Below are 26,598 nucleotides of genomic sequence, written 5' to 3'. Positions count from 1 at the left end.
GCCAACTTTCCAAAAACAAAACAGGCGCGGAGCGATCCGCGCCTGTTCTTTTTTGTATAGCCGGCTCAGACGAGGTCGAAGCGGTCGGCGTTCATCACCTTGTTCCAGGCCGCCACGAAATCCTTCACGAACGTCCCCTTCGCGTCGGCGCTGCCGTAGACTTCGGCGAGCGCGCGCAACTGCGCGTGCGAACCGAAGATCAGGTCGACGCGCGTGCCCGTCCACCGGGCCTCGCCGGTGCCGCGGTCGCGCCCCTCGAACACGCCGTCCGTGGCAGAGGGCCGCCACTCGGTACGCATGTCGAGCAGGTTGACAAAGAAGTCATTGCTCAGCGTCTCCGGCCGTTCGGTGAACACGCCATGCGTGGACTGCCCGACATTGGCGCCGAGGACACGCAGGCCGCCGAGCAGCACGGTCATCTCCGGAGCCGTCAGGTTCAACAGCTGCGCCTTATCGACCAGCAGCGTCTCCGCCGAGAGGCGGTGAGCGCCCCGGCTGTAGTTGCGGAAACCATCGGCGACCGGTTCGAGCGGCGCGAAGGAGTGGACGTCGGTTTCATCCTGCGATGCGTCCATGCGGCCGGGCGTGAACGGCACAGTGACCGCCTGGCCCGCATCCTTGGCCGCCTTCTCGACCGCGGCGGCACCGCCGAGCACGATCAGGTCGGCGAGCGACACTTTCTTGCCGCCGGACTGCGCGGCATTGAACTCCGCCTGGATCGCTTCCAGCTTCTGCAGCACCGCGTTCAGTTCGCTCGGCTGATTGACCGCCCAGTCCTTCTGCGGCGCAAGCCGGATGCGTGCACCGTTGGCGCCACCGCGCTTGTCGGAGCCGCGGAAGGTCGAGGCCGATGCCCAAGCGGTCGACACCAGCTGCGACACCGACAGGCCGGACGCCAGGAGTTTGGCCTTTAGCGCGGCGATATCAGCTTCGTCGACCAGCGCATGATCGACCGCCGGGATCGGATCCTGCCAGGCCAGCACTTCCTTCGGCACGAGCCGGCCGAGATAACGGGCGCGGGGACCCATGTCGCGGTGCGTCAGCTTGTACCAGGCGCGTGCGAAGGCATCGGCGAACGCGTCCGGATCCTCGTAGAAGCGCCGCGAGATCTTCTCGTAGGCCGGGTCGAAACGCAGCGCGAGGTCGGTGGTCAGCATCGACGGTGCGTGGCGCTTCCCCTTGTCGTGCGCGTCCGGCACGGTGCCGGCGCCCATGCCATGCTTCGGCGTCCACTGGTGTGCGCCGGCCGGGCTCTTGGTCAGTTCCCACTCGTAGCCGAACAGGTTCCAGAAGAAGTTGTTGGTCCATTTGGTCGGCGTCGTCGTCCAGATGACTTCCAGGCCGCTGCCGATGGCGTCGCCACCCTTGCCGGTGCCGAAAGCGTTGGCCCAGCCCAGACCCTGCTGCTCGATGCCGGCGGCTTCCGGCTCCGGTCCAACCAGCTTCGCATCGCCGGCGCCGTGCGTCTTGCCGAAGGTGTGGCCGCCGGCGATCAGCGCGACGGTCTCCTCGTCATTCATCGCCATGCGCGCGAAGGTTTCGCGGATGTCCCGCGCTGCGGCCAGCGGGTCCGGCTTGCCGTTCGGCCCTTCCGGATTCACATAGATCAGGCCCATCTGCACGGCGCCGAGCGGGTTCTGCAAGTCGCGATCGCCGGAGTAACGCTCGTCGGCGAGCCAGGCGCCTTCGGGACCCCAGTAGAGCTCTTCCGGTTCCCAGACGTCGGCCCGGCCACCGGCGAAACCGAAGGTCTTGAAGCCCATAGATTCCAGCGCAACGTTACCGGCCAGGATCAAAAGGTCGGCCCAGGAGAGCTTGCGACCGTATTTCTGCTTGATCGGCCAAAGCAGCCGGCGCGCCTTGTCGAGGTTGACGTTGTCCGGCCATGAATTCAGCGGGGCAAAACGCTGCTGCCCGGCGCCGGCGCCGCCACGGCCATCGCCGATGCGGTAGGTGCCGGCGCTGTGCCAGGCCATGCGGATGAACAGCGGTCCATAGTGGCCGAAGTCGGCCGGCCACCAATCCTGCGAATCCGTCATCAGGGCCTTCACATCCGCAATGACTGCATCGAGGTCGAGGCTCTCGAATTCCTTGGCGTAGTCGAACGTCTCACCCATCGGGTCGGACAGGTTGGAATGCCGATGCAGGATCTGGATGTCCAACTGGTTCGGCCACCAGTCGTTGTTCTTCGGTCCATGGCCGCTGAACGGGCATTTGCCTGCGCTTTTGTCGTCGGTCTTCGCGTCCATTTCTTTCTCCAATCGTGAATTTCAAACGAGGCCAGGCCACAAGCCCTTTCGCGGGGCGCACGGCAGATTTCGATCTGGAGAGAGGCTGACGATGGCTGCCTCCCTCGAACTGGGTGGGTTGCCGAAGAGCTGCCGCGAGGCGCCCGCCGAATTGTGGAACGCAGGCAACCTAAGTGCTTCATTCTATAAAAGCAAATTGCCTTTTGTGTTTTTTCCGATAGGTTTTTCTTATGATAAAACTCACTCTGCGGCAGATGCAGTATTTCGAGACACTGGTCCAGACGCTGCATTTCGGGCGTGCCGCCGTCCTGTGCGGCATCAGCCAGCCGGCGCTTTCCGCGCAGATTGCCGACATGGAGGAAAAGCTCGGCTGCAAACTCTTCGACCGCTCCGGCCGCAACGCCATCCTGACGCCGGAAGCGCTTACGCTGTTGCCGCTGATCGCGCGGGCACTGGCGGCCACGCGCGACGTGGAAGAAGCTGCCATGGCGGGGCGCAAGGCGCTGGAAGGCCGCTTCCGGCTCGGCATCATCCCGACGGTGGCGCCCTATCTCCTGCCTTCGGTACTTCCGCAACTGCGGCAGCGCTATCCCGACCTGCGGCTCGAACTGCGCGAGGCGGTAACCGACACGCTGGCCGAGGAAACCGCGCTGGGCAGCCTCGACGCTTTCATCGCGGCGCTGCCGCTCGACCAGCCAGGGTTGACGGCCGAGGCGCTATTCGAGGACCGCTTCTTCCTGGCGGTACCGCGCGCGGAGCCCGATCTGGTGGCGCCGCCGGTACCGCCAGAGAGCCCGGTGCTGGAACGGCTGATGCTGCTGGAAGAAGGCCATTGCCTGCGCGATCAAGCGCTGCAACTGTGCGGCAGCGTGCGCCCCACCGCCATGGCCAACTATGGCGCAACCAGCCTGACCACGCTTCTGCAGATGGTCGGACATGGCTTCGGCGTGACACTGGTGCCGGAGATGGCGGTGGCGCCGACCGCAGCGCTGCCCGATCTTCGCGTCGTGCCCTTCACCGAGCCTATGCCGTCACGCACCGTAGCGCTGGCCTGGCGCCGCAACGGGCACCGCCAGGCGGAATGCAAGGCCTTGGCCCAAGTGCTGAAAAGCGTGCGCGAAGAACCAACGCATGTCCACCAAGTCAGCAGCTCATCTCAGGTCGCCGTCTCATAAAGCGCATCCAGATTTTGGCTGAAGCGAGTTTGACACCATGATCATGGTGCGCCGGCACGACGCCTGCCCCGGAAAGTTTCACGGCTACGCCTGACGCGCCGAAGCGCCTACACTTCAACGATTTCGCTGATCTGCACTATGGGCGCGATGTCTGTATAGTTGGCGACGTCCGCGGCGATCTCCGTGCGGTGGGGACCGAGCGCCTGTTGGAATACCCCCAGGCTCGGCGAGTAGACGTGACACACCGCGACAAACTTCGGCTCGCTTCCAGGTTCGCGACCCGCAAGGCCCTTGTCGATCTCGTAGCGCAGGCAGGCATCGCCGAGCCGTTCCCGCAGCAGCGGCATGTGGGTGGTGCGGTAGTAGTCGTGATCGAACTTCGAGCCGCCATCGGCCGGATAGTAGACGCTCATCTTGATCATGGTCAGGCTCCTGCATGAACGCCGCTCCGAGCGTCCGAGGGGGGCTTTCTAGCTCACGGACTCGCAAAGCGCATCCGGATTTTGGCTGAAGCGAGTTTGACGGGAGCGAGGTGGTTTTCGCTGTGCTTTTCGAAGCGGATTGCGGCACCGATAGAGGAAAGCGCTGAACGGCGGACGACGTCAGTCTATGAGTGCGTGACCTCGACATGGCCGCGCCGCGACAACCGCGGCTTCCCGTCAAATGACCGCTATCGCATCAACCTCTATGAGGTAGCCCGGAGACATGATCGCCACCCCCACGATCACATTCGCCGGCTTGTGATTTCCGAACAACGAAATCTGCGCCTCCTCGATGATCGGAACATGTACATCGCGGTTGTAGTCGACGATATAGATCGTGATCTTGCCGACCTGCTCAGGCCGTGCGCCCGCGGCCCGGAGCGCCCGGCCGAGATTGTCGAATGTCAGGCGAGCCTGCGCCGCAAAATCACCATGCCCCACGAGCTTGCCGTCTCTGCTCTCGGGCTGCTGGCCTGAGACGAACACCATCCTGGTCCCGGTTGCGATGACAACCTGCGTGTACATCTCGGGAACAGGCAGATCATCCGGATTGATGAGTTCGAGCGACATCAGCAACCTCCTGTTTCTTCCGACTGAAACTAGAGCGTTTCCGTTTTTCACTGAACCGCGGAAACGCTCTAACTCTTTGTTTTTACGCAATTCCAGACAGAAGACCGCTACGCACTTTTCCTGGAATTGCTCTAGGCGACAACGCCTTCCTTAGCGCCCGCCCTCAGCAGCATGCCGAACAGGTCGCGCGGCTCGTCGGGATCGGCCAGCAGGTCGAGCTCCTCATAGAGGCCGGTCGCCTGCAATTGGTCGCGCACATAACGCAGCGCCGAGAAATCCTCGGTGGCGAAACCGACGGAATCGAACAGCGTGATCTGCTTGTCACTGGAGCGACCGGCGACCTTGCCGGCCATCACCTGCCACAGCTCTATCACGGGATGGTCAGGGTCCAATTGCTGGATTTCGCCCTCGATGCGGGTCTGCGGCGGGAACTCCACGAAGATGTCGGAGCGCAGCAGGATATCACGATGCAGCTCCGTCTTGCCGGGGCAATCGCCGCCGACGGCGTTGATGTGCACGCCGGAGCCGACCATGTTGTCGGTCAGGATCGTCGCATACTGCTTGTCGGCGGTCACCGTGGTGATGACCTCGGCGCCTTCCACCGCTTCCTGGCCCGAGGAACAGATGGTGATGCCGAAACCCATGCCGGCAAGGTTCTTGGCGCAGCGGCGCGAGGCCGACGGATCGATGTCGTAGAGACGCAGCCTGTCGATACCGGTGATCGCCTTGAAGGCGATGGCCTGGAATTCCGACTGCGCGCCATTGCCGATGATGGCCATGGTGCGGGCGCCATTCGGCGCCAGATATTTGGCCGCGACCGCCGAGGTGGCGGCGGTGCGCAACGCGGTCAGGATGGTCATTTCGGTGAGCAGCATCGGATAGCCCGAGCCGACATCGGCCAGCACGCCGAAAGCGGTCACCGTCTGCAGGCCCTCACGCGTATTCTTCGGGTGGCCGTTGACGTATTTGAAGCCATAGAGCCTGCCGTCGCTGGTCGGCATCAGCTCGATGACGCCGTCATGGCTGTGCGAGGCAATACGCGGCGTCTTGTCGAACAGCTCCCAGCGACGAAAATCCTCTTCGATGTAGGCGGCTAGCTCGGTGAGAAACCGCTCGACGCCGATGGCCAGCACCAGCTTCATCATGGAATCGACGCTGACAAAGGGAACGATGTTGAGCTTGGCTGCGGTCGTCATCAGAAGCTCCTCGTCGGACGGTCCATGATGCGACGGCCCATCAGGCTCGCCGTCAGGTCGACCATCAAGGTGGCGGTACGGCCGCGTTCATCGAGGAAGGGATTGAGTTCGACGAGATCGAGGCTGGTGACCAGTCCGCTGTCGGACAACATCTCCATCACCAGATGCGCCTCACGCAAGGTAGCGCCGCCGGGCACCGTGGTGCCGACAGCCGGCGCGATCGACGGATCGAGGAAATCGACGTCGAGGCTGACATGCAGAAGGCCGTTTTCGGCAGCGACACGCGCGAGGAAGGCGCGCAGGAGCGGCGCGATACCGTGCTCGTCGATGGCGCGCATGTCGTGTACCGTCACGCCGGCCTCGTTGAGCGCCTGGCGCTCAGCCGCATCGACGCTGCGCAGGCCGAGCGTGCAGATACGCGTGGGCTCCACCCGCACGGTCAGATCCGGGAAGACGCCGGTAAAGCCAGGCAGGCCGCAGGCATAGGCAAGCGGCACGCCGTGCAGATTGCCGCTGGCGGTGGTGTCGAGCGTGTGGAAATCGGGATGCGCGTCGAGCCACAGGACAAAGAGAGGCCGGCCGGTCTCAGCGGCACGGCGGGCGATACCGGACAGCGTGCCGGCGGAGATGGCATGATCGCCGCCAAGGAAGATCGGCATCGCGTCCTTGCTGGCCTGATAGGCAGCCTCGGCAATCGCTGCCGTCCAGGCAACGATCTCCGGCAGCGCCTTCAACGCGGGATTGCGGTGAGTGATCGGCTGGGTCGCGGTAGGCTGCACCGTCCCCAGGTCTTCGACCTCATGGCCAAGCTCGATCAACGCCGGGATCAGTCCGGCCGTACGCAATGCGCTTGGCCCCATCTCGCATCCCAGAACTCCGGCGCCATCCTGCTCCGGCGCACCCAATATCCTGCAACGCATGATGTTCCTTCCCTGTTTAGATCTTTTGCGGCAATTGAAGCGCAAACGACTGGCGGAATGAACAATCTGAATTGGCAAATATTGCCCAATGCCTTATCATTTCGGCAGTATCGATTACCAATATGGTCAAACATGGATGCGCTGGACGAAAGACTGGTGACGCTGCTGCGCCATGACGGCCGCCGCTCCATCTCCGACCTTGCCGTCGATCTCGGCGTGTCTCGCGCCACCGTTCGCGCCCGCATCGAACGGCTGGAGCGCCAGGGCGAAATCCTCGGCTACACCGTCATCCTGCGGGCGGATGCGCTGGAACAGCGCGTGCGCGGCATCATGATGATCGAGGTGGAAGGCCATGCCGCCGACCGCGTGGTGCGGGCTCTCGGCGGCTTCCCGGAAATCTCGGCGGTGCACACCACCAACGGCCGCTGGGACCTGGTCGTGGAGCTCAACACCGAAACGCTGACGCAGCTCGACGCGGTGCTGCGCAAGGTGCGGCTCATTCCAGCCATCACCGGTTCCGAAACGACGCTGCTGCTGGCCACCCCGCGCTCGACGCGGGCACGGCTGTAAGCTCGATTGCGATCAGGACTTGAGGCCCAGTTCCTCGACCATGGCGTCGCGCATGATGAACTTCTGCGCCTTGCCGGTCACGGTCATCGGCAGGCTGTCCTTGAAGCGGATGTAACGCGGTACCTTGTAGTGCGAGATCTGCCCGGCGCAGAAGGCCTTCACATCCTCCTCGCTCATGGTCTCACCCGGCTTCACCACGATCCAGGCGGCGATCTCCTCGCCATATTTGGCATCCGGCACGCCGAAGACCTGCACCTCCTTCACCTTGGGATGCCGGTAAAGGAACTCCTCGACCTCGCGTGGATAGACGTTCTCGCCGCCGCGAATGACCAAATCCTTCACGCGCCCGACGATGTTGCAGAACCCCTCCTCGTCGATGGTGGCAAGGTCGCCGGTATGCATCCAGCCGTCCGGGTCGATCGCCTCTGCGGTCTTTTCCGGGTCTTCCCAATAACCCTTCATCACCGAATAGCCGCGCGTGCACAGTTCGCCGCGCTCGCCGACCGGCACCGTGCCGCCTTCGGCATCCACCACCTTGACCTCGACATGGGGATGGATGCGGCCGACCGTCGAAACACGCTTCTCCAACGGGTCGTCGACGCCGCTCTGGAAGGAAACCGGGCTCGTCTCGGTCATGCCGTAGGCGATCGTCACCTCCGACATATGCATGAGCGCGATGACCTTCTTCATCACCTCGATCGGACAGGGCGAACCGGCCATGATGCCGGTGCGCAGCGACGACAGGTCGAAGCTCTTGAAATCCGGATGGTCGAGCATGGCGACGAACATGGTCGGCACGCCGTAGAGGCCGGTGCAGCGTTCGTCGGATATTGCTTTCAGCGTCACGCCGGGATCGAAACCCTCGCCCGGGAACACCATGGTCGCGCCCTTCGACACACAGCCCATCGACCCCATCGACATGCCGAAGCAGTGGTAGAAGGGCACGGGAATGCAGAGCCGGTCATTCGCGGTCAGCCGGATGGCGGCGGTGACGAAATTGCCGTTGTTGATGATGTTGGCATGGGTGAGTGTAGCGCCCTTCGGCGCGCCTGTGGTGCCGGACGTGAACTGGATGTTGATGGCATCGTCGGGCGTCAGCGTCGCACTGATACGATCCAGCGCCGCCCGGTCGGCACCGGCGCCCATCGCCAGAACGTCGCCGAAGTTGAACATGCCGGGCGATGTCTCCTCACCCATGCGGATGACGATCTCAAGCGCCGGCAGTTTCGCCGCCGCCAGCTTGCCTGGCACGGCGACATCGATCTCGGGCGCCAGCGTCCGGATCATGCCGAGATAGTCCGAGGTCTTGAACTGCGCGGCCGTGACCAGAGCCCTGCAACCGACCCTGTTCAGCGCATATTCGAGTTCGGCCAGCCGGTAGGCCGGGTTGATGTTGACGAGGACAAGCCCGATGCGCGCGGTGGCGAACTGCGTGACCAGCCATTCCCAGCGGTTGGGCGACCAGATGCCGACACGCTCGCCCTTTCCCAGACCGAGTTTCGCCAGACCGGCGGCGAATGTGTCGACCGTCTGCGCCAGCTCATCCCAGGAAAAGCGCTTGCCCTGGCTCGGAAAAACAGCGGCATCGCGCGGACCATGAGCCCGCACCGTATCGCCCAGCAATTGCGGGATGGTCTTGTCGAGCAACGGCACGAGGCGTTCGCCCGACACATGCGAAAGCCCGTCTCGGGGCGCGATGAACACAGCACCGGCCTGCGCGGCGCGATCGAATGTCGGGCGCGTGCCTTTCAGTTCGTCGGGATTGATCGCCATGGCCACCTCCTGCGCTAGCCGGCAGAGGCTATCAGCCGGTCAACCGACAGAACATCCAGTCAAAAGTCTGATGGCGCAAGCGGCCGCGTGTCGCTGCTATGCGAGCGAGGCCGCGACCTTGGCGGTGATGTCGGCGACAAGGGCTGCATCGGCCGGCTTGCGTTCCTTCTTCGAGGCCACGAGGCAGGCCTGCGATTTCAGCACGATGCCGTCCGACAGGATTTTCAGATGGTTCGCCTTTAGCGTCGAGCCGGTCGTGGTGATGTCGACGATGATGTCAGCCGAGCCTGCTGCCGGCGCGCCTTCGGTGGCGCCCAGGCTCTCGACGATGCGATAGACCTGGATACCGTGCTTGGCGGTGAAGAATTGCTGCGTCAGCCGCCAGTATTTGGTGGCGATGCGCAGCCTGCGGCCATGGCGCTGGCGGAAGTCGGCGGCGACATCGTCGAGGTCGGCCATGGTGTCGACGTCCAACCAGATGTCCGGCACCGCCACGACCACATCGGCGTGGCCAAAGCCCAGCCGGGCCGCGATCTCGGCGCGCGATTGCCAGTCGGCCAGGTTCTCGCGCAAAAGGTCTTCGCCGGTGATGCCGAGGTCGACGGCGCCCTGTCCGATCTCGCCGGCGATTTCGGATGCCGACAGGAACGCCACCTCGATATCGTCGCGGCCGGCGATACGCGCGTGATATTTGCGGTCGTCCTCCGGCAGGCTGACGGCAAGCCCGGCCTTCGCCAGAACCTCAAGCGCCTGTTCCTTCAGCCGCCCCTTGGACGGGATCGCCAGCGTCACGGTCATGATGCGTCACCCCGTAGCGCCTCGATGCGGTCGAGCCAGACCGAGAAACCGACACCGGGAATCTGGCTTTTGGCGCCGAGCAGCGTCAGCAGGCGGTCGTAGCGCCCGCCGCCGGCCAATGGACGCTCGCCATCGGCGGAGGCTATTTCGAAGACGAGGCCGGTGTAATAATCCAGCGGACGACCGAAAGCGGCATCGTAGCGGACCGCTTCTGACGGCAGGCCATGGCCGGCGACCGCGTCCGCGCGGGCAGCGAACGTGTCGAGCGCGGCGCCCAGCGCCAGGCCAGCATCGGCGGCGAAGCGCTCCAGCGCCGCGGCCGCCTGCGCCAGCGGCACATGGATGGCCAGGAATGCCTTCAATGCCGCAAACGCCTCGTCGGACAAACGCACGGAACGCAGCTGCGCCTTCTCGACCAGCCGGCGCGCGATGTCCGCCGGTGTGCGGCCGGCGGAGGCCGAGAGACCGACCGTTTCCATGCCGCCGGCGATGTGCGCCATCAGCCCGTCGAGATCGGCGTCCAGCGCCAGCGTGGCGATAGGCGCCGGCAATTGGCCGTTGCGCGGCGGGTTGGCGAGATCGGCAAGCGCGGCTTCCAGCATCTCCTTCGAACCGAAAGCGCGGGCGAGCCGCATGCGCCAGCCGCGCGGCAGGCCGAGCGCGGCCAACACCGCTTCGAAGATAGCCTGATCGCCCAGCGTGACCGACAAGACGCGATCCGGCAGCGCCAGCGACAGCAAGGCATGGGCATCGGCAATGTTGCGGGCGTCGGCGGCGGCGGTGTCGGTATCGCCAAGGTCCTCGATGCCGGCCTGGAAAAATTCGTTACCGCCTTCGCGCCGCTGGCGGAAAACCTCGCCGAGATAGCCGTAGCGGCGCGGCGTGCCCGCCTGGCTGGCGATGTGGTCGAGGCAAACCGGAATGGTGAATTCGGGACGCAGGCAAAGCGTCTGGCCGGTCTCGCTTTCGGTCAGGAAGATGCGGCGGCGCAGATCCTCGCCGGCCATATCGAGGAACGGATCGGCCGGCTGCAGCACCGCCACTTCGACGAGACCGGCGCCGCGCCGTTCGAGCAGCGCAGCGACTTCGCCGGCGAAAGCTGGGGGCCGCGCGCTTCTCACGAGGACACTTTCTGCATCAGCTCGATGCGGTTGCCGAACGGATCGTAGATGTGGATGCGCACATAACCCGCCAGCGGCACATCGGTCGCCACGCGATAGCCGGCGTTTGTCACCGCCGCCTCCAACGCCTTCACATCGTCAACCAAGAAGGCAGGATGCGCCTTGCCGGCCGCATGAAAGTCGGGGTCGACGCCGAGATGCACTTTCACCGCGCCGCTTTCGAACCAGCAGCCACCACGCGCTGCGAGACTGTCGGGCTTCGCCAGCTCGATCAGGCCTAGAATGCCGGCATAGAAGGCGCGAGCGTCGGCCTCGCGCCCCCCCGGCATGGCAAGCTGGACATGATCGATGGCGAGCAGCGTCATTGGCGATCGGCTGCCTGCGCGGCCAGAATCTTCTTCACCTCGGCCACCAGATCGGCCTCCGGCACAGTCACTTGGCCCGGGCGCGCTTCCTTGTATTCGGCGTGGTCGGCGATCGCCGCCGCCTGCCGGGCGCCCTCGATCAGGTCCTTCAGCTGCACTTCGCCTGCATCGCGCTCGCTTGACCCCTGGATGACCGCGACGGGAGAGCCGCGGCGGTCGGCATATTTCAGCTGCGCCTTCATGCCGGCCCCGCCGAGATAGAGCTCGGCGCGAATGCCGGCCTGGCGCAACTGCGAGACCATCTTCTGGTAACGGCCGAGGCTTTCCGTGTCCCGGTCCATGACCAGCACGACGACGGGCTGGACGATGTCGGACATGTCGAGCTTGCCGAGGTTCTTCAGCGCCGTCATCAAGCGCGAGACGCCGATGGAGAAGCCGGTGGCCGGCACGGGCTCGCCACGGAAACGCGAGATCAGCCCATCATAACGACCGCCGCCGCCGACCGAGCCGAAGCGCACGATCTTGCCTTCGTCATTGGGGATTTCGGCGAGCAATTCGGCCTCGTAGACCGGGCCGGTGTAATATTCGAGGCCACGGACGATGGAGGGGTCGATCTTGACGCGGCCATCCTCATAGCCAGCGGCGGCAATCATCGCGCCGATATCTTGCAGTTCCTGCACGCCCTCTGCCCCACGTTCCGAGCCGGAGACCGCGGCCCGCATCTTGACCAGCGTATCGGTGAGATCGCCAGTGCTTGGTGCCGTCAGAAGCAGCACACGATCGGCCTGTGCATCATCCAACCCAGCGCCCTTGGTGAAATCGCCGCTTTCGTCGAGGCGGCCCTTGCCAAGCAAAGCGCGCACGCCGTCCGGCCCGACCTTGTCGAGCTTGTCGATGGCGCGCAGCACGATCAGACGGCGGCCGGCATTGTCATCGCCGCCGAGGCCGATGGCCTCCAGCACGCCGTCCAGCACCTTGCGGTTATTGACGCGGATGACATAGTCGCCGCGCGCAATACCCAGCGCTTCCATCACGTCGGCCATCATCATCGCCATTTCGGCATCCGCCGCCACGCCGGGCGTGCCGATCGTGTCGGCGTCGAACTGCATGAACTGGCGGAAGCGTCCCGGACCCGGCTTCTCGTTGCGGAACACCCAGCCGGAGCGGTAGCTGCGATAGGGTTTCGGCAGGCGGTCGTAATTCTCGGCGACGAAACGCGCCGTCGGCGCGGTCAGGTCGTAGCGCAGCGACAGCCACTGCTCATCGTCGTCCTGGAAGGAGAAGACGCCCTCGTTCGGGCGATCCTGGTCGGGCAGGAACTTGCCGAGCGCATCCGTATATTCGATCAGCGGCTGCTCGACCGGCTCGAAGCCATAGAGCTCGTAGACGCCGCGAATGGTCGCCATCATCTTGTCGACGGCGCGGATATCCTCGGCGCTGCGGTCGGCAAACCCGCGCGGCAGCCGCGCCTTCATCTTTTCCGGTTTGTCGGCCATGGCCTCAATGCTCGCTGTCAGTGGTGTCCGCGGACGGGAAATGCACCGCTTTCGCGGCGCGGTTGTCCTAGCCGATGCGGCATGGAGCGGCAAGAAGTTTGCCAAAACGGCAATGTCCCGTCGGCATGGCTGTCTTCAGCAGACGACGACGCTCAACCACCTGCCCCAGTTCGACCTCGTTCAGCACTCGTCAACCATTGCGGCACAAGGCGCCGAAAACGAACCAATTCGGCCATTATCGCGGCATCGTGCCGACATAATCCCCGCCGATAAGCAGCTGGAAACCAAGGATTTGCACCCGAAATGGCTACCGCGCGGAAAATCGACTTCCTGGACGAACCGACAATGACCGCGCAGGTAATCCCGTTGCGTCGTCCGGAGGCAATTGCGCCCGCGATCAGCCAGCACGCGGGGCCGTTCGAGGTTCCGGTAGAGGAGCGCAACAATTCCAGCGTCGGCGATGTTCTCGTCACCGGGCTGCTCGTCATCTATCCGGCACTCGCCACCATCACCGCGATCGTCATCGGCCTGATGCTGTCGCGCGGCTGACCCTCGCCTATTTCGGGCGCCGCAGCGCCTTTCGTTCAGCCTCGACCTCGGCGCGGCAATAACAACCCTCGATATGGTCGTTGACCATGCCCATCGCCTGCATGAAGGCGTAGACCGTGGTCGGACCGACGAAGCTCCAGCCGCGCTTCTTCAATTCCTTCGAAATGCGTGTCGAGACCGCGGTCGTCGGATTGGCGCGCACATGGACGATGTCGACCACCGCCGGCCGCTCTTCCGGCGCCGGCTCGAACTTCCAGAACCAGGCGGCCAGCGAGCCCGCCTCGTCGGCCAATGCGCGGGCGCGCTTGGCGTTGTTGATGGTGGAAACGATCTTGCCGCGGTGGCGGACGATGCCGGCATTGCCAAGCAGCCGTTCGACATCGGCATCGGTGAAACGCGCCACGCGGTCGAAGTCGAACCCGTCGAAGGCTTCGCGGAAGGCCTCGCGCTTGCGCAGTATGGTGAGCCAGGAGAGGCCCGACTGGAAACCTTCCAGGCAGATCTTCTCGAACAGCCGGCGATCTTCGGTGACGGGACGTCCCCATTCGCGGTCGTGATAGTGCTGGTAGTCCGGCAGGTTGCCATGCCAGGCACAGCGGGTCAGGCCGTCGGCCCCTTTGATCAGGCCATTGTTGTCGCTCATCGCAAATCCGTTCGTTAACGCGCTTTCGGCCTGCTTTACCGGCGCTTTACCAGATTCCTGAACCCACCGGTAACCACACCAAAAGGTTTACTGACAAAGCAGCATTTTAAGCAGTCCGATTCACTTTTCGCTTGCCGCCTCCAGCCAACATGTCGGTCGAAGCCGGAAGGGACACCCGATTCCGGCCAAGTGTGACGATCGAGTTGAGAGTGCGTCCATGAGAAAACTGCTTTTGCCATTGTTCGGCGCCATTGGGGCGCTGGCGGCGGCCTCCAGCCCTACCCTTGCCAGCGACCGCTACGCCGAACGACCGCCGGTGATGGTCAGCCCCGATCTTTCGGCGCCATGGGTATTGCAGCTCGGCCGTGCGCCGGGCGCGGCTCGGCAGGCCCAGGCCTATGCCGTCCAGCCGTCCATGGATCAGCCGCAGGTACGCTACCGACAGGGTCAGCCGCGCGTGCAGTATCGCCAGGTTCAACCGCAGGCGCAGCCGGACCGCATGCGCACCGCCGCCGTTCCGGCGCAGGCGGCGCGCCGCGCGGTCGCCCGCCCGCAGATCAACCCGATCTACCTGCCGCAGCAGGTCGCCTATGATGGCAAGGAGAAGACCGGCACCATCATCATCGATACCAAGCAGAACTTCCTCTATCTGGTGCAGGATGGCGGCAAGGCCCGCCGCTATGGCGTTGGCACCGGCAAGCCGGGCTTCGAATGGGCCGGCACGCACAAGGTCAGCCAGAAGCGCGAATGGCCCGACTGGCGCCCGCCGACCGAGATGATCTCGCGCGAGAAAGCCAAGGGCCGCTATCTGCCCACTTTCCTCGCCGGCGGCATGGAGAACCCGCTCGGCGCCCGCGCGCTCTATCTCGGTTCGACGCTCTACCGCATCCACGGCACCAACCAGCCCTGGACGATCGGCGGCGCGGTCTCATCGGGCTGCATCCGCATGCGCAACGAAGACGTTGTCGACCTCTACGACCGGGTGAAGGTAGGCACGACGGTCGTCGTGATGTAATATTTTCGAGTTGAGTCGGCCGAGGATACGTTTTCGGCCGCAACGGAATAACGGGGGACGGGCCTTGTGGGGACATGGCCAGTCCGGAAAGGGCAGCCGGCATTGCCGCGCTGCCCTTTCTGTTGGCGCTTTCGCTGAAAGCAGCGCGCATACGGCGCAAACCCAGGAGCCAACGGCCACAATCGACTAAGGCACGACGGAATCAGCCTCCCCCCAACGGCATTCTCCTGCTATGCCGCCCGGAAAACGCAGAAACCGGAAGTTTGCCAATGTCCACCTCCGACAGCCGCTATCTGAGGGGCGGCCCCGTTGCCCAGCGCATCATCGACAGCGTGCGCGTCGCCGCTGCCGAGGCGCGCAACGAGGGTTTTCCTCCGAAGCTGGTCTCCATCACCGTCGGCGATGTCGACGCCGTCGACGTCTATGTGCGCAACCAGCGTGCCAAGGCTGGCCTCGCCGGCATCGATTTCGAGGAGCGTCGTTTTCCGGCCGATGTCACCGCCCGCGAACTCGAGGCTGCGATCCACGGCATGAATGCCGACCCGCGGGTGACCGGCATCATCATCCAGCGCCCGGTGCCGTCGCACATACCGGTCAAGGCGCTGCAGAGCGCCGTGCATCCGCTGAAAGACGTCGAAGGCATGCACCCGGCCTCGATCGGCAACATCGTCTACAACCAGCTCGACCTCGCGCCCTGTACGGCGGCCGCCTCCGTCGAATTGCTCAAGGAGACCGGTCTCGACCTCAAGGGTCTCGAAGTCGTCGTCGTCGGCCATTCCGAGATCGTCGGCAAGCCAATCGCCTTCCTGTTGATGAGCGAAGGCGCCACCGTCACCGTCTGCCACCACATGACGCGTTCGCTGGCCGTGCATGCACGACGTGCCGACGCGCTATTCGTGGCGGTCGGCAAGCCGAGGCTGATCAAGGCCGACATGGTGAAGCCTGGCGCCGCTGTCATCGACATCGGCATCAATGCCGAGACCTTGCCCGACGGCACCAGCCGCATCGTCGGCGATGTCGACACCGAAAGCGTGAAGGAAGTCGCCTCCTGGATCACCCCGGTGCCGGGCGGCGTCGGCCCGATCACGGTGGCGATCCTGTTGCGCAACACCATGGTGGCACTCAACCGGCAGCGCGAACTCTACCGCGCCTCCTATGCCGTCGGCGACCAGCCGCAGGGCCGGATCGCGGCGGAATAAGGCAGATGGCCGCTTGCGCGGCCACCGACTTCACCGCGCCAAGAAGGACACCATCAGGTCGGGCATGCCAGCCGTAAGCACGGCCGGCGGCTGATCCTTGCGCAGCTCGACATAAAGTTGCAGCGCGCTCATCAACGCGTTCGCTACCGATTGCCTGTCGTGCACCGCGACCACGGGCAAAAGGGCAGCAACAGCATCCTCATCCTGCTCGATCCTGCGAACGCCGCGCTGCGGTTTCCCCGATCTGCGGTTGAGCATGGGGCCGAGCACCTGCTCGCGGAAGAAGGCAATCAAGCCCAGCGCTTCGAACAATTCGCCGCGTTGCAGTTTCGTCGCGCCATAGTGCAGCCATACCCAGGCACGCTCCTCGAACCATTCGGGCGAGCAGTTCGGCCACACGATTGTCGCCGCGTCCAATGCCTTGGAGACCTTGTCCTCGTGCCGCGCCCATAGAATTTTCGGCCGCTCCACGAGTGCCTTGAGATCGGAGAGGACGACGAACTTCAGATCGACATGAAGCAGCTTCGGCCCGTACAGGCAGATGATCAAACGCGGCTCGCCCACATGCTCGCCGGTAAAGGCGGAAATCAGATTTCCCAGGCCAGCGGCGATGTCGCGCCGTTCGGCCATCACCTGCGGATAAAGATCGTCCCGTACCACAGGCACGAGATCGATGTCGGAATGCTCGTCCAGGCCGCCATGAACCAGCGAGCCGCCGGCAAGCAGCGCGTCGAAGCGTTGGTCCTGCTTGAGTTCACGGAGGAGGTTTTCGAGAAAGGAAGCGTGTGTTGAAGGTAGGGTGCTGGTCATATGTTTCTCCAAGCCAGCACCCCAGAATACGTCACACCAGTCCTTCCACATTGAGCCACGACTTCAACCAAGGCGGTCCACCGCTGTTCCGAAACACCTCTCTCTATGCGGAGCGATTCTGACAGCTGAACCGGGCCGCCCGCTGGAACGGCCAGTCGCTCTCCAGCGGCGAACCGGTAAAGGTCTATGTTTCACCGACCTCGATGGATCGCGGCCCAACGCCACCGGCTATCGCTAGGCTGCCTTGCCCCGACGCAGTTCAGCCGGCTTTTCGCCGCCATAGGCCCAGTCGAGCAGCTTGACCGTGTGCACCACGGGCAGTTTCGCCGCCGAACCGATCTGGGCGATGCAGCCGATATTGCCGGTGGCGACCACTTCGGCACCGGTGGCGGCGATGTTCTTCACCTTGCGTTCGAGCAACCGGGCCGAGATTTCCGGTTGCAGGATGTTGTAGGTGCCGGCCGAGCCGCAGCACAGATGCCCTTCGCGCGGCTCTTTCACGACAAAGCCGGCGCGGGTGAGCAGGTCCTTCGGCTGGCGGGTGATCTTCTGGCCGTGCTGCATCGAACAGGCGGAATGATAGGCAACCACCGTACCCGGCTTGCGCGTTGGTTCAGGCAAATCAAGCATCGCCAGATATTCGGTGACATCCTTGGCCAATGCCGAAACGCGCGCTGCCTTCTCGGCATAGGCCGGATCGAGCCTCAGCATGAAGCCGTAATCCTTGATCGTCGTGCCGCAACCGGACGCGGTGACGACGATGGCATCGAGCCCCTCGCCTTCGATCTCGCGCGTCCATGCATCGATATTCTGCCGTGCGGAGGCGAGCGCCGCCTCCTCGTGGCCCATGTGGTGGACGAGCGAGCCGCAACAGCCTTCGCCTTTGGGCGTCACCGTCTCGACGCCGAGGCGGTTGAGCAGCGAAACCGTTGCCTCGTTGATACCCGGTTCCAGCACCTGCTGCGCGCAGCCGGCCAGCAGCGCGACTCGCCCTCGCTTCTCACTCGTCGGCACTTTCCGCGCGCCTGGCCGCGCCAGCGGCGTGGGCACCGAAGCCGGTGCCAGCTTCAGCATGGCCGCCAGCGGCTTCAATGCCTTGCTGTTTTCGAACAGGCCGGCGAAGGGCCTGCCGAACTTCGCCAGCTTCAGTGCGAAACGAAACCGCGCGGGATGAGGCAGAACAAATGCCAGCATCGAGCGGATCAGCCGCTCGGCCAGCGGACGTCGGTAGGTCTTTTCGATATGGGCGCGCGCGTGATCGACCAGATGCATGTAGTTCACGCCCGACGGACAGGTCGTCATGCAGGCGAGACAGGACAGGCAGCGGTCGACGTGAGTGACGATCTCCTTGTCGGCCGGGCGCCCGTTCTCCAGCATGTCTTTGATCAGGTAGATGCGACCGCGCGGGCTGTCGAGCTCGTTGCCCAACGTCACATAGGTCGGACAGGTGGCGGTGCAGAAACCGCAATGCACGCATTTGCGCAGGATCTTTTCCGATTCCGCGACATGCGGATCGGCGAGCTGGGCGGGCGAGAAATGGGTCTGCACGTCTTTTCTTCCTCGTGTTCCTAGCCGCCCAGCAGCCAGCTTTCGGGGTTCTTGACGGCCTCGCCCCGCTGCAGCGCCTGCAGGCCGAGAACGCAGCGCGCGATGAACCACACCAGCACGACGAACATCAGCAGCACGCCGATGAAGACGAAGAACAGCACCACGGAGATCAGCCCATACAGCAGGCCGATCCAGAAGGTTCGGATCAGGAACGTGTAGTGACTTTCCACGAACCCGCCGGTCTTGCCGCGATTGATATAGGCAAGCACGACACCGACGATCATGGTGACGCCGACGACGAGGCTGGCGAGATAGAGAATGTAGATCACCTGCGCGTTGGTCTGCCCCGGCTCCAGCCAACGATCGGTCTGACGGGGTGGGCTCTGCTGCGGCTGGCTGTCGCTCATGATATAGCTCCCTCTGCTGAGGCGGATACATTAGCAGACGCTGTTGCAGGCGCCATGCGACCGGGATTGAGGATGCCCTTCGGGTCGAACTCGGCCTTCAGCCGCGCCGACAGCGCCGCGAGCGCCGGCTGCTGCGGCTGGAACACCGGCACGGCCGCGCGGATAGCGGGCGCGGCACGGACCAGCGTGGCGTGACCGCCGCCGAAATGCCTCACCGCCGCCCGCACCAGCTCGGCTTCCGCCTCGCCCATTTCCATGCTGAGCCAGATCAGGCCGCCCTGCCAGTCGTAGAACACTTCCACCGCAGATTGCATGCGCAGCGCCATCACCATGGCATGGCTGTCGGCGGGGGCCATCGACACGCGCCAGAGCGGCTTGTCGGAACCGGCGAACGGCACACAGTCGCGTATGTCGCGCCACACAAGAAGCGACGCCTCGCCGCCGATCTCCTGCAAGGGTCCGGCTTTTCTCAGCAAGGTCTTCAGCGCTTCAACGCGATAAGCGACCGACGGGCCGAAACCCTCGACACGTAGCAGCGTCGCAGCCTCGCTGCCTAAGGTACCGTCGGCGACCCGCGCGGCAATGCGTTCGGGCAGATGCGCCGCGCTGGAGACCTCGGCACTGGAGCCGAGTGCCATCGACATGGCGGCGGCGGCGTTGTCGTCCAAAAGACCGCGCACGGCCAGCGTCACCTCAGTCTCAGCGGCCGGCAACACCTTGAAAGTGACGTCGGTCAGCACCGCCAGCGTGCCCCACGAACCGGCCATCGCCTTGGAAAGATCGTAGCCGGTGACGTTCTTGACCACCCGTCCGCCGGATTTGAAGGCCTCGCCCCGCCCCGATACGGCATGGATGCCGAGTACATGGTCGCGCGCCGCGCCTGCCTTCAGCCGGCGCGGACCGGAGAGGTTGGCGGCCAGCACGCCGCCGATCGTGCCCTTGCCCGGCTCGCCGCCGAGCAATCGACCGTAGTCCATCGGCTCGAAGGCAAGCTGCTGGCCGTTTTCAGCGAGCAGATTTTCGATCTCGGCCAATGATGTGCCGGCACGGGCCGACAGAACCAGTTCGGCCGGCTCGTACAATGTGACACCAGTGAGCTTCGACAGATCGAGCGTATGTTCGGTCTGCAACGGCCGGCCGATGCCGCGCTTGGAGCCATGACCGACGATTTCCAGCGGCGCATCCTCGGCGGCAGCCCATTGCACGGAGGAAAGCACTTCGGCGGACGAGGTTGGGGCGAAGGTGGTCATGTTGCGCTATAGCCCCCTCTCTGTCGCCGCTTCGCGGCGCCACCTCTCCCCCATTGCATGGGGGAGAGGAACCCAAGCTGGAGAAGCGCCGACGTTCCGGCAGTGATTCCTCGCCCCCGCAAAGCGGGGGAGAGGTGGCACCGCGAAGCGGTGACGGAGAGGGGGAATCTTACAGTCACTTGCATTCCCTTCCCGATTGCTCTGTCCGCGCGAAAACGAACTTGAGATCGGTGGAGACAATATCTCCAATTAGCCGGCCATCCAGAACCGCGAGAATTGTTTCACAGACGGCGCCAATGTTCTTCAGCGCGTCGCCGCTCCAGAACCTGAGAACGGAATATCCGCTAGCCCGCATAAATTCATCGCGACACTTGTCGTAACCACTGTCGACATGTTGGCTGCCATCGAGCTCGATAACCAGCTTGGCCTGCCGGCAGACAAAGTCAGCATAATAAGGCCCAAGCGGCACCTGCCTGCTGAACTTGTGGCCACCAAGTTTCTTGGCCTTCAGCTCATTCCAAAGCACAGCTTCGGCCACGTTGCCGCCGTGCCGCAACCGACGTGCCCGTGCTACGTGGTTCGGGGAGCGGCGGGGCGGGATTTGTGAAGTCCCCCTCTCCGTCTCGGGCTGCGCCCGAGCCACCTCTCCCCCGCTTTGCGGGGGCGAGGAACCCACATCCTGATGGCGGGTCGTCTCCGGAGAGGTCGTCACAGCCGGTGCTCCCGCAGCTTTTCCAGAACCGCTTCACCGCGCGGCGAAAGCCTGTAGCCGATCTCGAGGCTTTCGGTCAGGCCGAGTTCCTTCAGCTTGCGCACGTCCTGCTTGAATTTCAGCTTTTCGGCGCCGGCCGCCTGGGCCAACTCGGCAGCGGGCGTGCCCGGGCCAGTGCCGATCGCCTGCAGGATCGACGGGAAATAACCAGGCTTCGTCCGATCCCAACGCTCGAACCGCGCGGCGAGGTCGTGCCACTCTTCTTCCGATACTTCAGCTTCGCCTCGCAGGGCAACGCGCTGGTCGGGTTCGATGCCGTCGAGGGCGATCCGATAAAGCATGCGATCGCCATCCGAGCGCAGATCGACCAGCAGCCCTGCGCGGTCGACAAAGCCGGCAGCCTTTGCATCGGCGTCGGTCAGATCTCTCTCAGCTACCGGCTCGACCGCGCTGATACGCACCACGCCAATCGCCGTGCGCAGACCGGTGCCGGCTTTCACCGTCGGACGTTGCCAACGGCGGAAGGCCAGCGTGATGTCGCCGCGCGCGATCCCTTCGAGGATGGATTGCTTGAACAGCACGCCTCAAAACCTCGGAATATCGGGAAAGGCCACCTGACCGCGATGGACATGCATGCGCCCAAGCTCGGCGCAGCGGCGCAATTGCGGAAACACCTTGCCGGGGTTGAGCAAATGGTTCGGGTCGAAGGCGCATTTCACCCGCATCTGCTGGTCGAGATCGGCCTCGTTGAACATCTCCGGCATCAGGTCGCGTTTTTCGACACCGACGCCATGCTCCCCGGTCAGGACGCCACCCACCTTGACGCAGAGCCGCAATATGTCGGCGCCAAACGCTTCGGCCTTGTGCAACTCGCCTTCCTTGTTGGCGTCATAAAGGATCAGCGGGTGCAGATTGCCGTCGCCGGCATGGAAGACGTTGGCGACGCGCAGGCCATAGGTTTCGGAGAGATCGCGCATGCCGGCCAGCACCCGCGGCAATTCCTTGCGCGGAATGGTGCCGTCCATGCAGTAATAGTCCGGCGAGATGCGCCCCACCGCCGGGAAAGCCGCCTTGCGGCCGGCCCAGAAGCGCAGGCGCTCTTCTTCCGAAGTCGAAATGCGGCAGGTGGTGGAGCCGTTTTGAATGGCGATCGCCTCGACCGCGCCGATCAGGTGATCGACCTCCACCGCCGGTCCGTCGAGTTCGACAATCAGCAGCGCCTCGCATTCCAGCGGGTAGCCAGCCTGGACGAAATCTTCAGCCGCGTGGATCGCCGGGCGGTCCATCATCTCCATGCCGCCCGGAATGATGCCGGCGCCGATAATGTCGGCCACACACTGGCCGCCCTGTTCGCTGGTCGGGAAGCCGATCAGCAGGGCACGCGCAGTCTCCGGCTTCTTCAGGATGCGCACCGTCACTTCGGTGACGACGCCAAGCAGCCCCTCCGAGCCGGTCATCAGGCCAAGCAGATCGTAGCCTTCCGCGTCGAGATGCTTGCCGCCGAGGCGCACCACCTCGCCGTTCATCAGCACCATTTCGATGCCCAGCACATTGTTGGCGGTCAGCCCGTATTTCAGGCAGTGCACGCCGCCGGAATTCTCCGCGACATTGCCGCCGATCGAGCAGGCGATCTGCGAGGACGGGTCCGGCGCGTAGTAGAAGCCCTCCTGCTCCACCGCATGGGTGATGCCGAGATTGGTTACGCCCGGCTGCGCGGTCACCGTGCGGTTGGGATAGTCGATGCCGAGGATGCGATTGAAGCGGCTCATGACCAGCAAAACCGCGTCTTCCAGCGGCAGCGCGCCGCCCGACAGCGAAGTGCCGGCACCGCGCGGCACGACGCGGATGTTGCGCTCGTTGCAATATTTGAGCACCCGCGAAACCTGCGCCACCGTTTCCGGCAAAACCACGACCAGCGGCAATTGGCGATAGGCGGTCAGCCCGTCGCTTTCGAAGGCCCGCATCTCGTTGACGGCTTCGACGACGCCCTCGCCCGGCACGATCGCCTTGAGGTCGGCGATGATCGTAACGCGTCGGCCAAGCGTCGCCTCGTCCGGTTTGGGCATGGCCAGGGTGGACAAAGCGCGCTCCTTTCGCTCACTGGTAAAAGCTTTTTACCAATTCGACCGGCTGCTTGCAAATCATGCTTTGGGTCAAGGCAAGTGCCGTCGAGCCGACAGCGTTCCGCGCGGCAATCTGACGCTGGCAGAAAGGACCGGAATCGAGACGCACTATTCGCCGGCGTGGCTCGCCGGCTCGCCATGCAGGCGCTGCACGCGACGCACGCCCCACCACACCAGAAGGATCGCGACCGGCACCGAGGCGGCGGTGACCACCTCGGGCGCGAAGGCGTGACCGAAGAAGGATGCACCCTTGGCGAGATAGCCGATCAGCCCGACGACATAGTAAGAGACGGCCGCCACCGACAGGCCTTCCACGGTCTGCTGCAGGCGCAGTTGCAGCCGGGCGCGGTTGTTCATTGAGGCGAGCAAGTCGCGGTTCTGCCTTTCCACCTCGACATCGACCCAGGTGCGCAGAAGCGTGGTGGCGCGTGTGAGCTTGCGCGACAGATTGGCCTGGCGTTCCTCGACCGAGCGGCAGGTGCGCATGGCCGGCGCAACGCGGCGCTGCAGGAACCCGCCCCAGGTGTCGTAACCGGGCACCACTTCCTCGTCGAGCGCTTCGAGCCGCTCGCCCACGATGCCGTCATAGGCGCGGCTGGCGCCGAAGCGGTAGAGGCTGGAGGCCGCGTCGGCTTCCAGTTCCGCCGCCAGTTCGGTGAGGTCCGCCAACAGGGTCTGGCTGTCCCGCGTTTCGGAAACCTTCATCTCGCGCGTGATGATTGCCAGCCGGTCCTCGATGCGACGCACGCGCGCCGACAGCGACAACGCCAAAGGCAGGCCGAGCATGGCCAGCGTCCTGTAGGTTTCAATGTCGAGCAGGCGCTGCGACAAAGCACCGGTGCTGGCCGGGGTCAGCGCGCGGTTGAGCACAAGGATGCGGGTCAACCCGTCGCCGTCCTGGCGGAAGTCGGTGACGATGGCAGCCGCGCCGCGTTCGACCAGCGAGAAGCACAGGCTGGCCGGATCGAATTCATCGACCAGCTTTTCGTTGGCCGCGGTCCAGTTGCGGATTTCCAGCCGGATGCCGGAAATCACCGTGCCGGGCGGCGAAAAGCCGTTACCGAAGGGCGTGTCCTCATGCGAGCGGCCGGTCTCGTCGAGCGGACCTTCCCACAGATAGGTCGAGAACTCGGTGTGCCGTTCCCAGCGCAGCGAACCCTTGCCCCATTTCATGGCATGGTGGCGCGCCTGGCTGCCGGGCGCCGCGATGCCCAGACGGCGCGACAATTCCGAAAGCACGGCGTGGTCGACGCTGGTGCCACCCTCGGTCATGAAGGAGAGCTGCAGGAGAACGCGCGGTGTTTCGACCAGCGGGTGCGGGCGGGCGTGAACCTCGCCGAGTGCGCTGGGACGGCCTTCATGCGCGGGAAACCCCAGGACGCTGCCGATGGCGCGCGGCCTGAATTCGAGATTGGACGGATCGTCCGACACGGCAGTCCCCCAGGGTCAGGACCCTATCTTTCATGGTGCTCTAGGGGCAATCGCGGCCTTAGGCAACGAAAAGTGCCAGGGCGAGCGGACGGCGCCGCCACGGCAAGCGTTTGCGTGAATGCCATAAATTGGCTAGATTAATTGACCAGTTGGCTTGAATGCTCCTATTCTGCGCGGCAAAGGCTTTTTCTCGGGCATTTCCTTGAGCGACATCTTCTCCCGGATCGATCATTCGCGCACCGCCGACGAAGTGGTGGGGCAGATCGAGGCCTTGATCCTGGAAGGCGTGCTGCGCCCGGGCGACCGGTTGCCGGGAGAGCGTGACCTCGCGCGGCAGTTCGAAGTGTCGCGGCCGATCCTGCGCGATGCGTTGAAAGCGCTGGAGATGCGGGGCCTGCTCACCACCCGGCATGGCGGCGGCACCCATGTCGCCGACGTCATCGGCCAGGTTTTCTCCAAGCCGGTGATGGAGTTGATCTCGACGCATCGCAAGGCGGCGGCGGACTACCTCGAATACCGCCGCGAGATCGAAGGCGTCGCCGCCGAGTACGCCGCACGGCGCGCCACGCCCGACGACCTCGCGCTGCTCGATCGCATCATGGCGCGCATGGAGGAGGCGCATGGGTCCGGCGACTTCCAGCACGAAGCCGATATCGACGTCGAGTTCCACAACGCGGTCGGCGAATGCGCACACAACATCATCCTGTTGCACACGCTGCGCTCCTGTTACCGGCTGCTCTCCGACGGTGTTTTCCAGAACCGGCTGCTGGTGTTCACCCTGCCCGGCGCCCGCGAGGATCTGCTTGCCCAGCACCGCGCCATCCATGCGGCCGTGAAAGCCGGCGACCCCGCCGCCGCGCGCAAGGCGGCGATGGACCACATCACCTATGTCGAGCGCGCCATGGCGCAGGCCGAACGCAGCGGCGATTGGCAACGCGTGTCGCGGCTCAGATTGAAACAGCGCGCCGGCGAGCAGGAGACCGCCCGCAGGCGCGGCCAGAACGAGACGGGCGCGGCAACGCGCGAAAGCGGAAAGACGACCCCATGAGCATGCTTCTCACCATCGACGACCTCAAGCAGCAGGCGCGGCGGCGCGTGCCGAAGATGTTCTTCGATTATGCCGATTCAGGCTCGTGGACGGAGAGCACCTACCGAGCCAACGAGGAGGATTTCGGCAAGATCAAACTGCGCCAGCGTGTGCTGGTCGACATGGACAACCGCTCGCTCGCCTCGACCATGATCGGTGAGGCTGTGTCGATGCCGGTGGCGTTGGCGCCGACGGGCTCGACCGGCATGCAGCATGCCGACGGCGAGATGCTGGCGGCGCAGGCGGCGGAAGAATTCGGCGTGCCGTTCACGCTGTCGACCATGAGCATCTGCTCGATCGAGGATGTCGCCTCGGTGACGAAGAAGCCGTTCTGGTTCCAGCTCTATGTCATGCGCGACAAGGATTTCGTGCTCAATCTGATCGACCGCGCCAAGGCGGCGAAATGTTCGGCGCTGGTTCTGACGCTCGACCTGCAGATCCTCGCCCAGCGCCACAAGGATCTGCGCAACGGTCTGTCGGCGCCGCCCAAGATGACGCTGCCCAACATAATCGACATGGCGATCCGGCCAGGCTGGTGCCTGGGCATGCTGCGCACCAAGCGCCGCACCTTCCGCAACATCGCCGGCCACGCCAAGGGCGTCGGCGACCTCTCCTCGCTGATATCGTGGACCCACGAGCAGTTCGATCCGCGCCTGTCCTGGGCCGACGTCGAATGGATCAGGCAGCGTTGGGGCGGCAAGCTGATCCTGAAAGGCATCCTCGACAAGGAAGATGCCATCCTCGCCGCCAAGACCGGCGCCGACGCCATCATCGTTTCCAACCATGGCGGCCGGCAGCTCGATGGCGCCCCATCCTCCATCTCCGTCCTGGAAAAGATCGTCGATGCCGTCGGCGACCAGATCGAGGTGCATATGGATGGCGGCATCCGCTCGGGTCAGGATGTGCTGAAGGCGCTCTGCCTCGGCGCCAAGGGCACCTATATCGGCAGGCCGTTCCTCTACGGGTTGGGCGCCGCCGGCAAGGCGGGCGTGACCCAGGCTCTTGAAATCATCCGCAAGGAGCTGGATATGACGCTGGCGCTTTGCGGCAAGCGCGATATCAAGGATGCCAGCAGGGACATGCTTCACCGCTAAGCTCGCCATTCCAGA

At 64.3% G+C, this 26,598-nt stretch carries 27 protein-coding genes; 8 read left to right on the top strand and 19 right to left on the bottom strand.

The window, feature by feature from the left end:
- Positions 1-65 precede the first annotated feature (65 nt).
- Positions 66-2,249, bottom strand: a complete 2,184-nt coding sequence (gene katG / locus QFZ88_RS17695; protein WP_024924661.1) for a catalase/peroxidase HPI — start codon at positions 2,247-2,249, stop codon at positions 66-68.
- 230 nt (positions 2,250-2,479) lie between these two features.
- Here katG and QFZ88_RS17690 point away from each other — a divergent pair, with 230 nt between their 5' ends.
- A complete protein-coding gene (locus QFZ88_RS17690) occupies positions 2,480-3,424 on the top strand; it encodes a hydrogen peroxide-inducible genes activator (protein WP_024924660.1) in 945 nt (314 codons plus the stop codon).
- A gap of 107 nt (positions 3,425-3,531) precedes the next feature.
- Here QFZ88_RS17690 and QFZ88_RS17685 read toward each other — a convergent pair whose 3' ends face one another.
- The 4 genes from QFZ88_RS17685 to rocF all read right to left on the bottom strand — a co-directional run bounded on the left by QFZ88_RS17685 (position 3,532) and on the right by rocF (position 6,592).
- The gene (locus QFZ88_RS17685) at positions 3,532-3,846 is read right to left on the bottom strand and encodes an EthD family reductase (RefSeq protein ID WP_024924659.1); all 315 of its coding nucleotides are present in this window, start codon (positions 3,844-3,846) and stop codon (positions 3,532-3,534) included.
- A 237-nt stretch (positions 3,847-4,083) separates the two neighbouring features.
- Positions 4,084-4,476 carry a RidA family protein gene (locus QFZ88_RS17680; protein WP_024924658.1) on the bottom strand — a complete coding sequence of 131 codons (393 nt, stop codon included), beginning with the start codon at positions 4,474-4,476 and terminating at the stop codon, positions 4,084-4,086.
- Positions 4,477-4,607: 131 nt separating this feature from the next.
- Positions 4,608-5,672, bottom strand: a complete 1,065-nt coding sequence (locus QFZ88_RS17675) for an ornithine cyclodeaminase (protein WP_024924657.1) — start codon at positions 5,670-5,672, stop codon at positions 4,608-4,610.
- The gene (gene rocF, locus QFZ88_RS17670; RefSeq protein ID WP_024924656.1) at positions 5,672-6,592 is read right to left on the bottom strand and encodes an arginase; all 921 of its coding nucleotides are present in this window, start codon (positions 6,590-6,592) and stop codon (positions 5,672-5,674) included. The genes QFZ88_RS17675 and rocF overlap by 1 nt, the downstream gene beginning before the upstream one ends.
- A gap of 132 nt (positions 6,593-6,724) precedes the next feature.
- Between rocF and QFZ88_RS17665 the strand changes: the two genes are divergently transcribed.
- The gene (locus QFZ88_RS17665) at positions 6,725-7,162 is read left to right on the top strand and encodes an Lrp/AsnC family transcriptional regulator (protein ID WP_036254375.1); all 438 of its coding nucleotides are present in this window, start codon (positions 6,725-6,727) and stop codon (positions 7,160-7,162) included.
- Positions 7,163-7,174: 12 nt separating this feature from the next.
- Here QFZ88_RS17665 and QFZ88_RS17660 read toward each other — a convergent pair whose 3' ends face one another.
- The 5 genes from QFZ88_RS17660 to hisS all read right to left on the bottom strand — a co-directional run bounded on the left by QFZ88_RS17660 (position 7,175) and on the right by hisS (position 12,715).
- A complete protein-coding gene (locus QFZ88_RS17660) occupies positions 7,175-8,935 on the bottom strand; it encodes an AMP-binding protein (RefSeq protein WP_036254372.1) in 1,761 nt (586 codons plus the stop codon).
- Positions 8,936-9,031: 96 nt separating this feature from the next.
- The gene (gene hisG / locus QFZ88_RS17655) at positions 9,032-9,733 is read right to left on the bottom strand and encodes an ATP phosphoribosyltransferase (protein ID WP_024924655.1); all 702 of its coding nucleotides are present in this window, start codon (positions 9,731-9,733) and stop codon (positions 9,032-9,034) included.
- Positions 9,730-10,854: an ATP phosphoribosyltransferase regulatory subunit gene (locus tag QFZ88_RS17650; protein ID WP_024924654.1), complete on the bottom strand. Its 1,125-nt coding sequence runs from the start codon at positions 10,852-10,854 to the stop codon at positions 9,730-9,732. The genes hisG and QFZ88_RS17650 overlap by 4 nt, the downstream gene beginning before the upstream one ends.
- Positions 10,851-11,219 carry a VOC family protein gene (locus QFZ88_RS17645; protein ID WP_024924653.1) on the bottom strand — a complete coding sequence of 123 codons (369 nt, stop codon included), beginning with the start codon at positions 11,217-11,219 and terminating at the stop codon, positions 10,851-10,853. Before QFZ88_RS17645 ends, QFZ88_RS17650 begins: the two co-directional genes overlap by 4 nt.
- Positions 11,216-12,715 carry a histidine--tRNA ligase gene (hisS, locus tag QFZ88_RS17640; RefSeq protein WP_024924652.1) on the bottom strand — a complete coding sequence of 500 codons (1,500 nt, stop codon included), beginning with the start codon at positions 12,713-12,715 and terminating at the stop codon, positions 11,216-11,218. The genes QFZ88_RS17645 and hisS overlap by 4 nt, the downstream gene beginning before the upstream one ends.
- Positions 12,716-12,755: 40 nt before the next feature.
- On the opposite strand from hisS, the gene QFZ88_RS17635 reads away from it, so the two are divergent.
- Both QFZ88_RS17635 and QFZ88_RS17630 read left to right on the top strand, forming a co-directional pair.
- Complete coding sequence (locus QFZ88_RS17635) at positions 12,756-13,064, top strand: hypothetical protein (RefSeq protein ID WP_137901740.1); 309 nt, start codon at positions 12,756-12,758, stop codon at positions 13,062-13,064.
- Positions 13,061-13,264, top strand: a complete 204-nt coding sequence (locus QFZ88_RS17630; protein WP_051504790.1) for a hypothetical protein — start codon at positions 13,061-13,063, stop codon at positions 13,262-13,264. Before QFZ88_RS17635 ends, QFZ88_RS17630 begins: the two co-directional genes overlap by 4 nt.
- Before the next feature lie 7 nt (positions 13,265-13,271).
- Here the strand turns inward: QFZ88_RS17630 and QFZ88_RS17625 are convergent, their stop codons facing one another.
- Entirely contained in the window at positions 13,272-13,907 is a 636-nt protein-coding gene (locus QFZ88_RS17625) for a DNA-3-methyladenine glycosylase I (protein ID WP_024924650.1), read from the bottom strand.
- 217 nt (positions 13,908-14,124) lie between these two features.
- Between QFZ88_RS17625 and QFZ88_RS17620 the strand changes: the two genes are divergently transcribed.
- On the top strand, positions 14,125-14,922 hold the full coding sequence (locus QFZ88_RS17620; RefSeq protein WP_024924649.1) for a L,D-transpeptidase: 798 nt from the start codon (positions 14,125-14,127) through the stop codon (positions 14,920-14,922).
- 269 nt (positions 14,923-15,191) lie between these two features.
- Positions 15,192-16,121, top strand: a complete 930-nt coding sequence (locus QFZ88_RS17615; protein WP_024924648.1) for a bifunctional 5,10-methylenetetrahydrofolate dehydrogenase/5,10-methenyltetrahydrofolate cyclohydrolase — start codon at positions 15,192-15,194, stop codon at positions 16,119-16,121.
- 30 nt (positions 16,122-16,151) lie between these two features.
- Here the strand turns inward: QFZ88_RS17615 and QFZ88_RS17610 are convergent, their stop codons facing one another.
- The 8 genes from QFZ88_RS17610 to QFZ88_RS17575 form a co-directional block, all read right to left on the bottom strand.
- Positions 16,152-16,931, bottom strand: coding sequence for a hypothetical protein (locus tag QFZ88_RS17610; RefSeq protein WP_024924647.1), 780 nt, complete (start codon positions 16,929-16,931; stop codon positions 16,152-16,154).
- 234 nt (positions 16,932-17,165) lie between these two features.
- On the bottom strand, positions 17,166-18,479 hold the full coding sequence (glcF, locus tag QFZ88_RS17605; RefSeq protein WP_024924646.1) for a glycolate oxidase subunit GlcF: 1,314 nt from the start codon (positions 18,477-18,479) through the stop codon (positions 17,166-17,168).
- A gap of 20 nt (positions 18,480-18,499) precedes the next feature.
- The gene (locus tag QFZ88_RS17600; RefSeq protein ID WP_024924645.1) at positions 18,500-18,886 is read right to left on the bottom strand and encodes a DUF4870 family protein; all 387 of its coding nucleotides are present in this window, start codon (positions 18,884-18,886) and stop codon (positions 18,500-18,502) included.
- Complete coding sequence (gene glcE / locus QFZ88_RS17595; RefSeq protein WP_024924644.1) at positions 18,883-20,136, bottom strand: glycolate oxidase subunit GlcE; 1,254 nt, start codon at positions 20,134-20,136, stop codon at positions 18,883-18,885. Before glcE ends, QFZ88_RS17600 begins: the two co-directional genes overlap by 4 nt.
- Before the next feature lie 175 nt (positions 20,137-20,311).
- On the bottom strand, positions 20,312-20,779 hold the full coding sequence (locus QFZ88_RS17590) for an endonuclease domain-containing protein (RefSeq protein ID WP_024924643.1): 468 nt from the start codon (positions 20,777-20,779) through the stop codon (positions 20,312-20,314).
- 65 nt (positions 20,780-20,844) lie between these two features.
- Positions 20,845-21,429, bottom strand: coding sequence for a hypothetical protein (locus tag QFZ88_RS17585; RefSeq protein ID WP_024924642.1), 585 nt, complete (start codon positions 21,427-21,429; stop codon positions 20,845-20,847).
- 3 nt (positions 21,430-21,432) lie between these two features.
- Complete coding sequence (locus tag QFZ88_RS17580; RefSeq protein ID WP_024924641.1) at positions 21,433-22,929, bottom strand: FAD-linked oxidase C-terminal domain-containing protein; 1,497 nt, start codon at positions 22,927-22,929, stop codon at positions 21,433-21,435.
- 150 nt (positions 22,930-23,079) lie between these two features.
- Positions 23,080-24,402 (bottom strand): DUF3422 family protein, encoded by a 1,323-nt coding sequence (locus QFZ88_RS17575; RefSeq protein ID WP_024924640.1) that lies wholly within the window; start codon positions 24,400-24,402, stop codon positions 23,080-23,082.
- Between the two features lie 202 nt (positions 24,403-24,604).
- On the opposite strand from QFZ88_RS17575, the gene QFZ88_RS17570 reads away from it, so the two are divergent.
- Together QFZ88_RS17570 and QFZ88_RS17565 are read left to right on the top strand one after the other, a co-directional pair.
- Positions 24,605-25,450, top strand: a complete 846-nt coding sequence (locus QFZ88_RS17570) for an FCD domain-containing protein (protein WP_024924639.1) — start codon at positions 24,605-24,607, stop codon at positions 25,448-25,450.
- On the top strand, positions 25,447-26,583 hold the full coding sequence (locus tag QFZ88_RS17565; RefSeq protein ID WP_024924638.1) for an alpha-hydroxy acid oxidase: 1,137 nt from the start codon (positions 25,447-25,449) through the stop codon (positions 26,581-26,583). The genes QFZ88_RS17570 and QFZ88_RS17565 overlap by 4 nt, the downstream gene beginning before the upstream one ends.
- Positions 26,584-26,598: the final 15 nt, after the last annotated feature.

This window comes from Mesorhizobium sp. YL-MeA3-2017 (assembly GCF_030814575.1).
GTDB classification, from domain to species: Bacteria; Pseudomonadota; Alphaproteobacteria; order Rhizobiales; family Rhizobiaceae; genus Mesorhizobium; species Mesorhizobium terrae.
The sequence above is the reverse complement of the archived record's forward strand: the minus strand, read 5'-3'. Positions and strand labels throughout refer to the sequence as shown.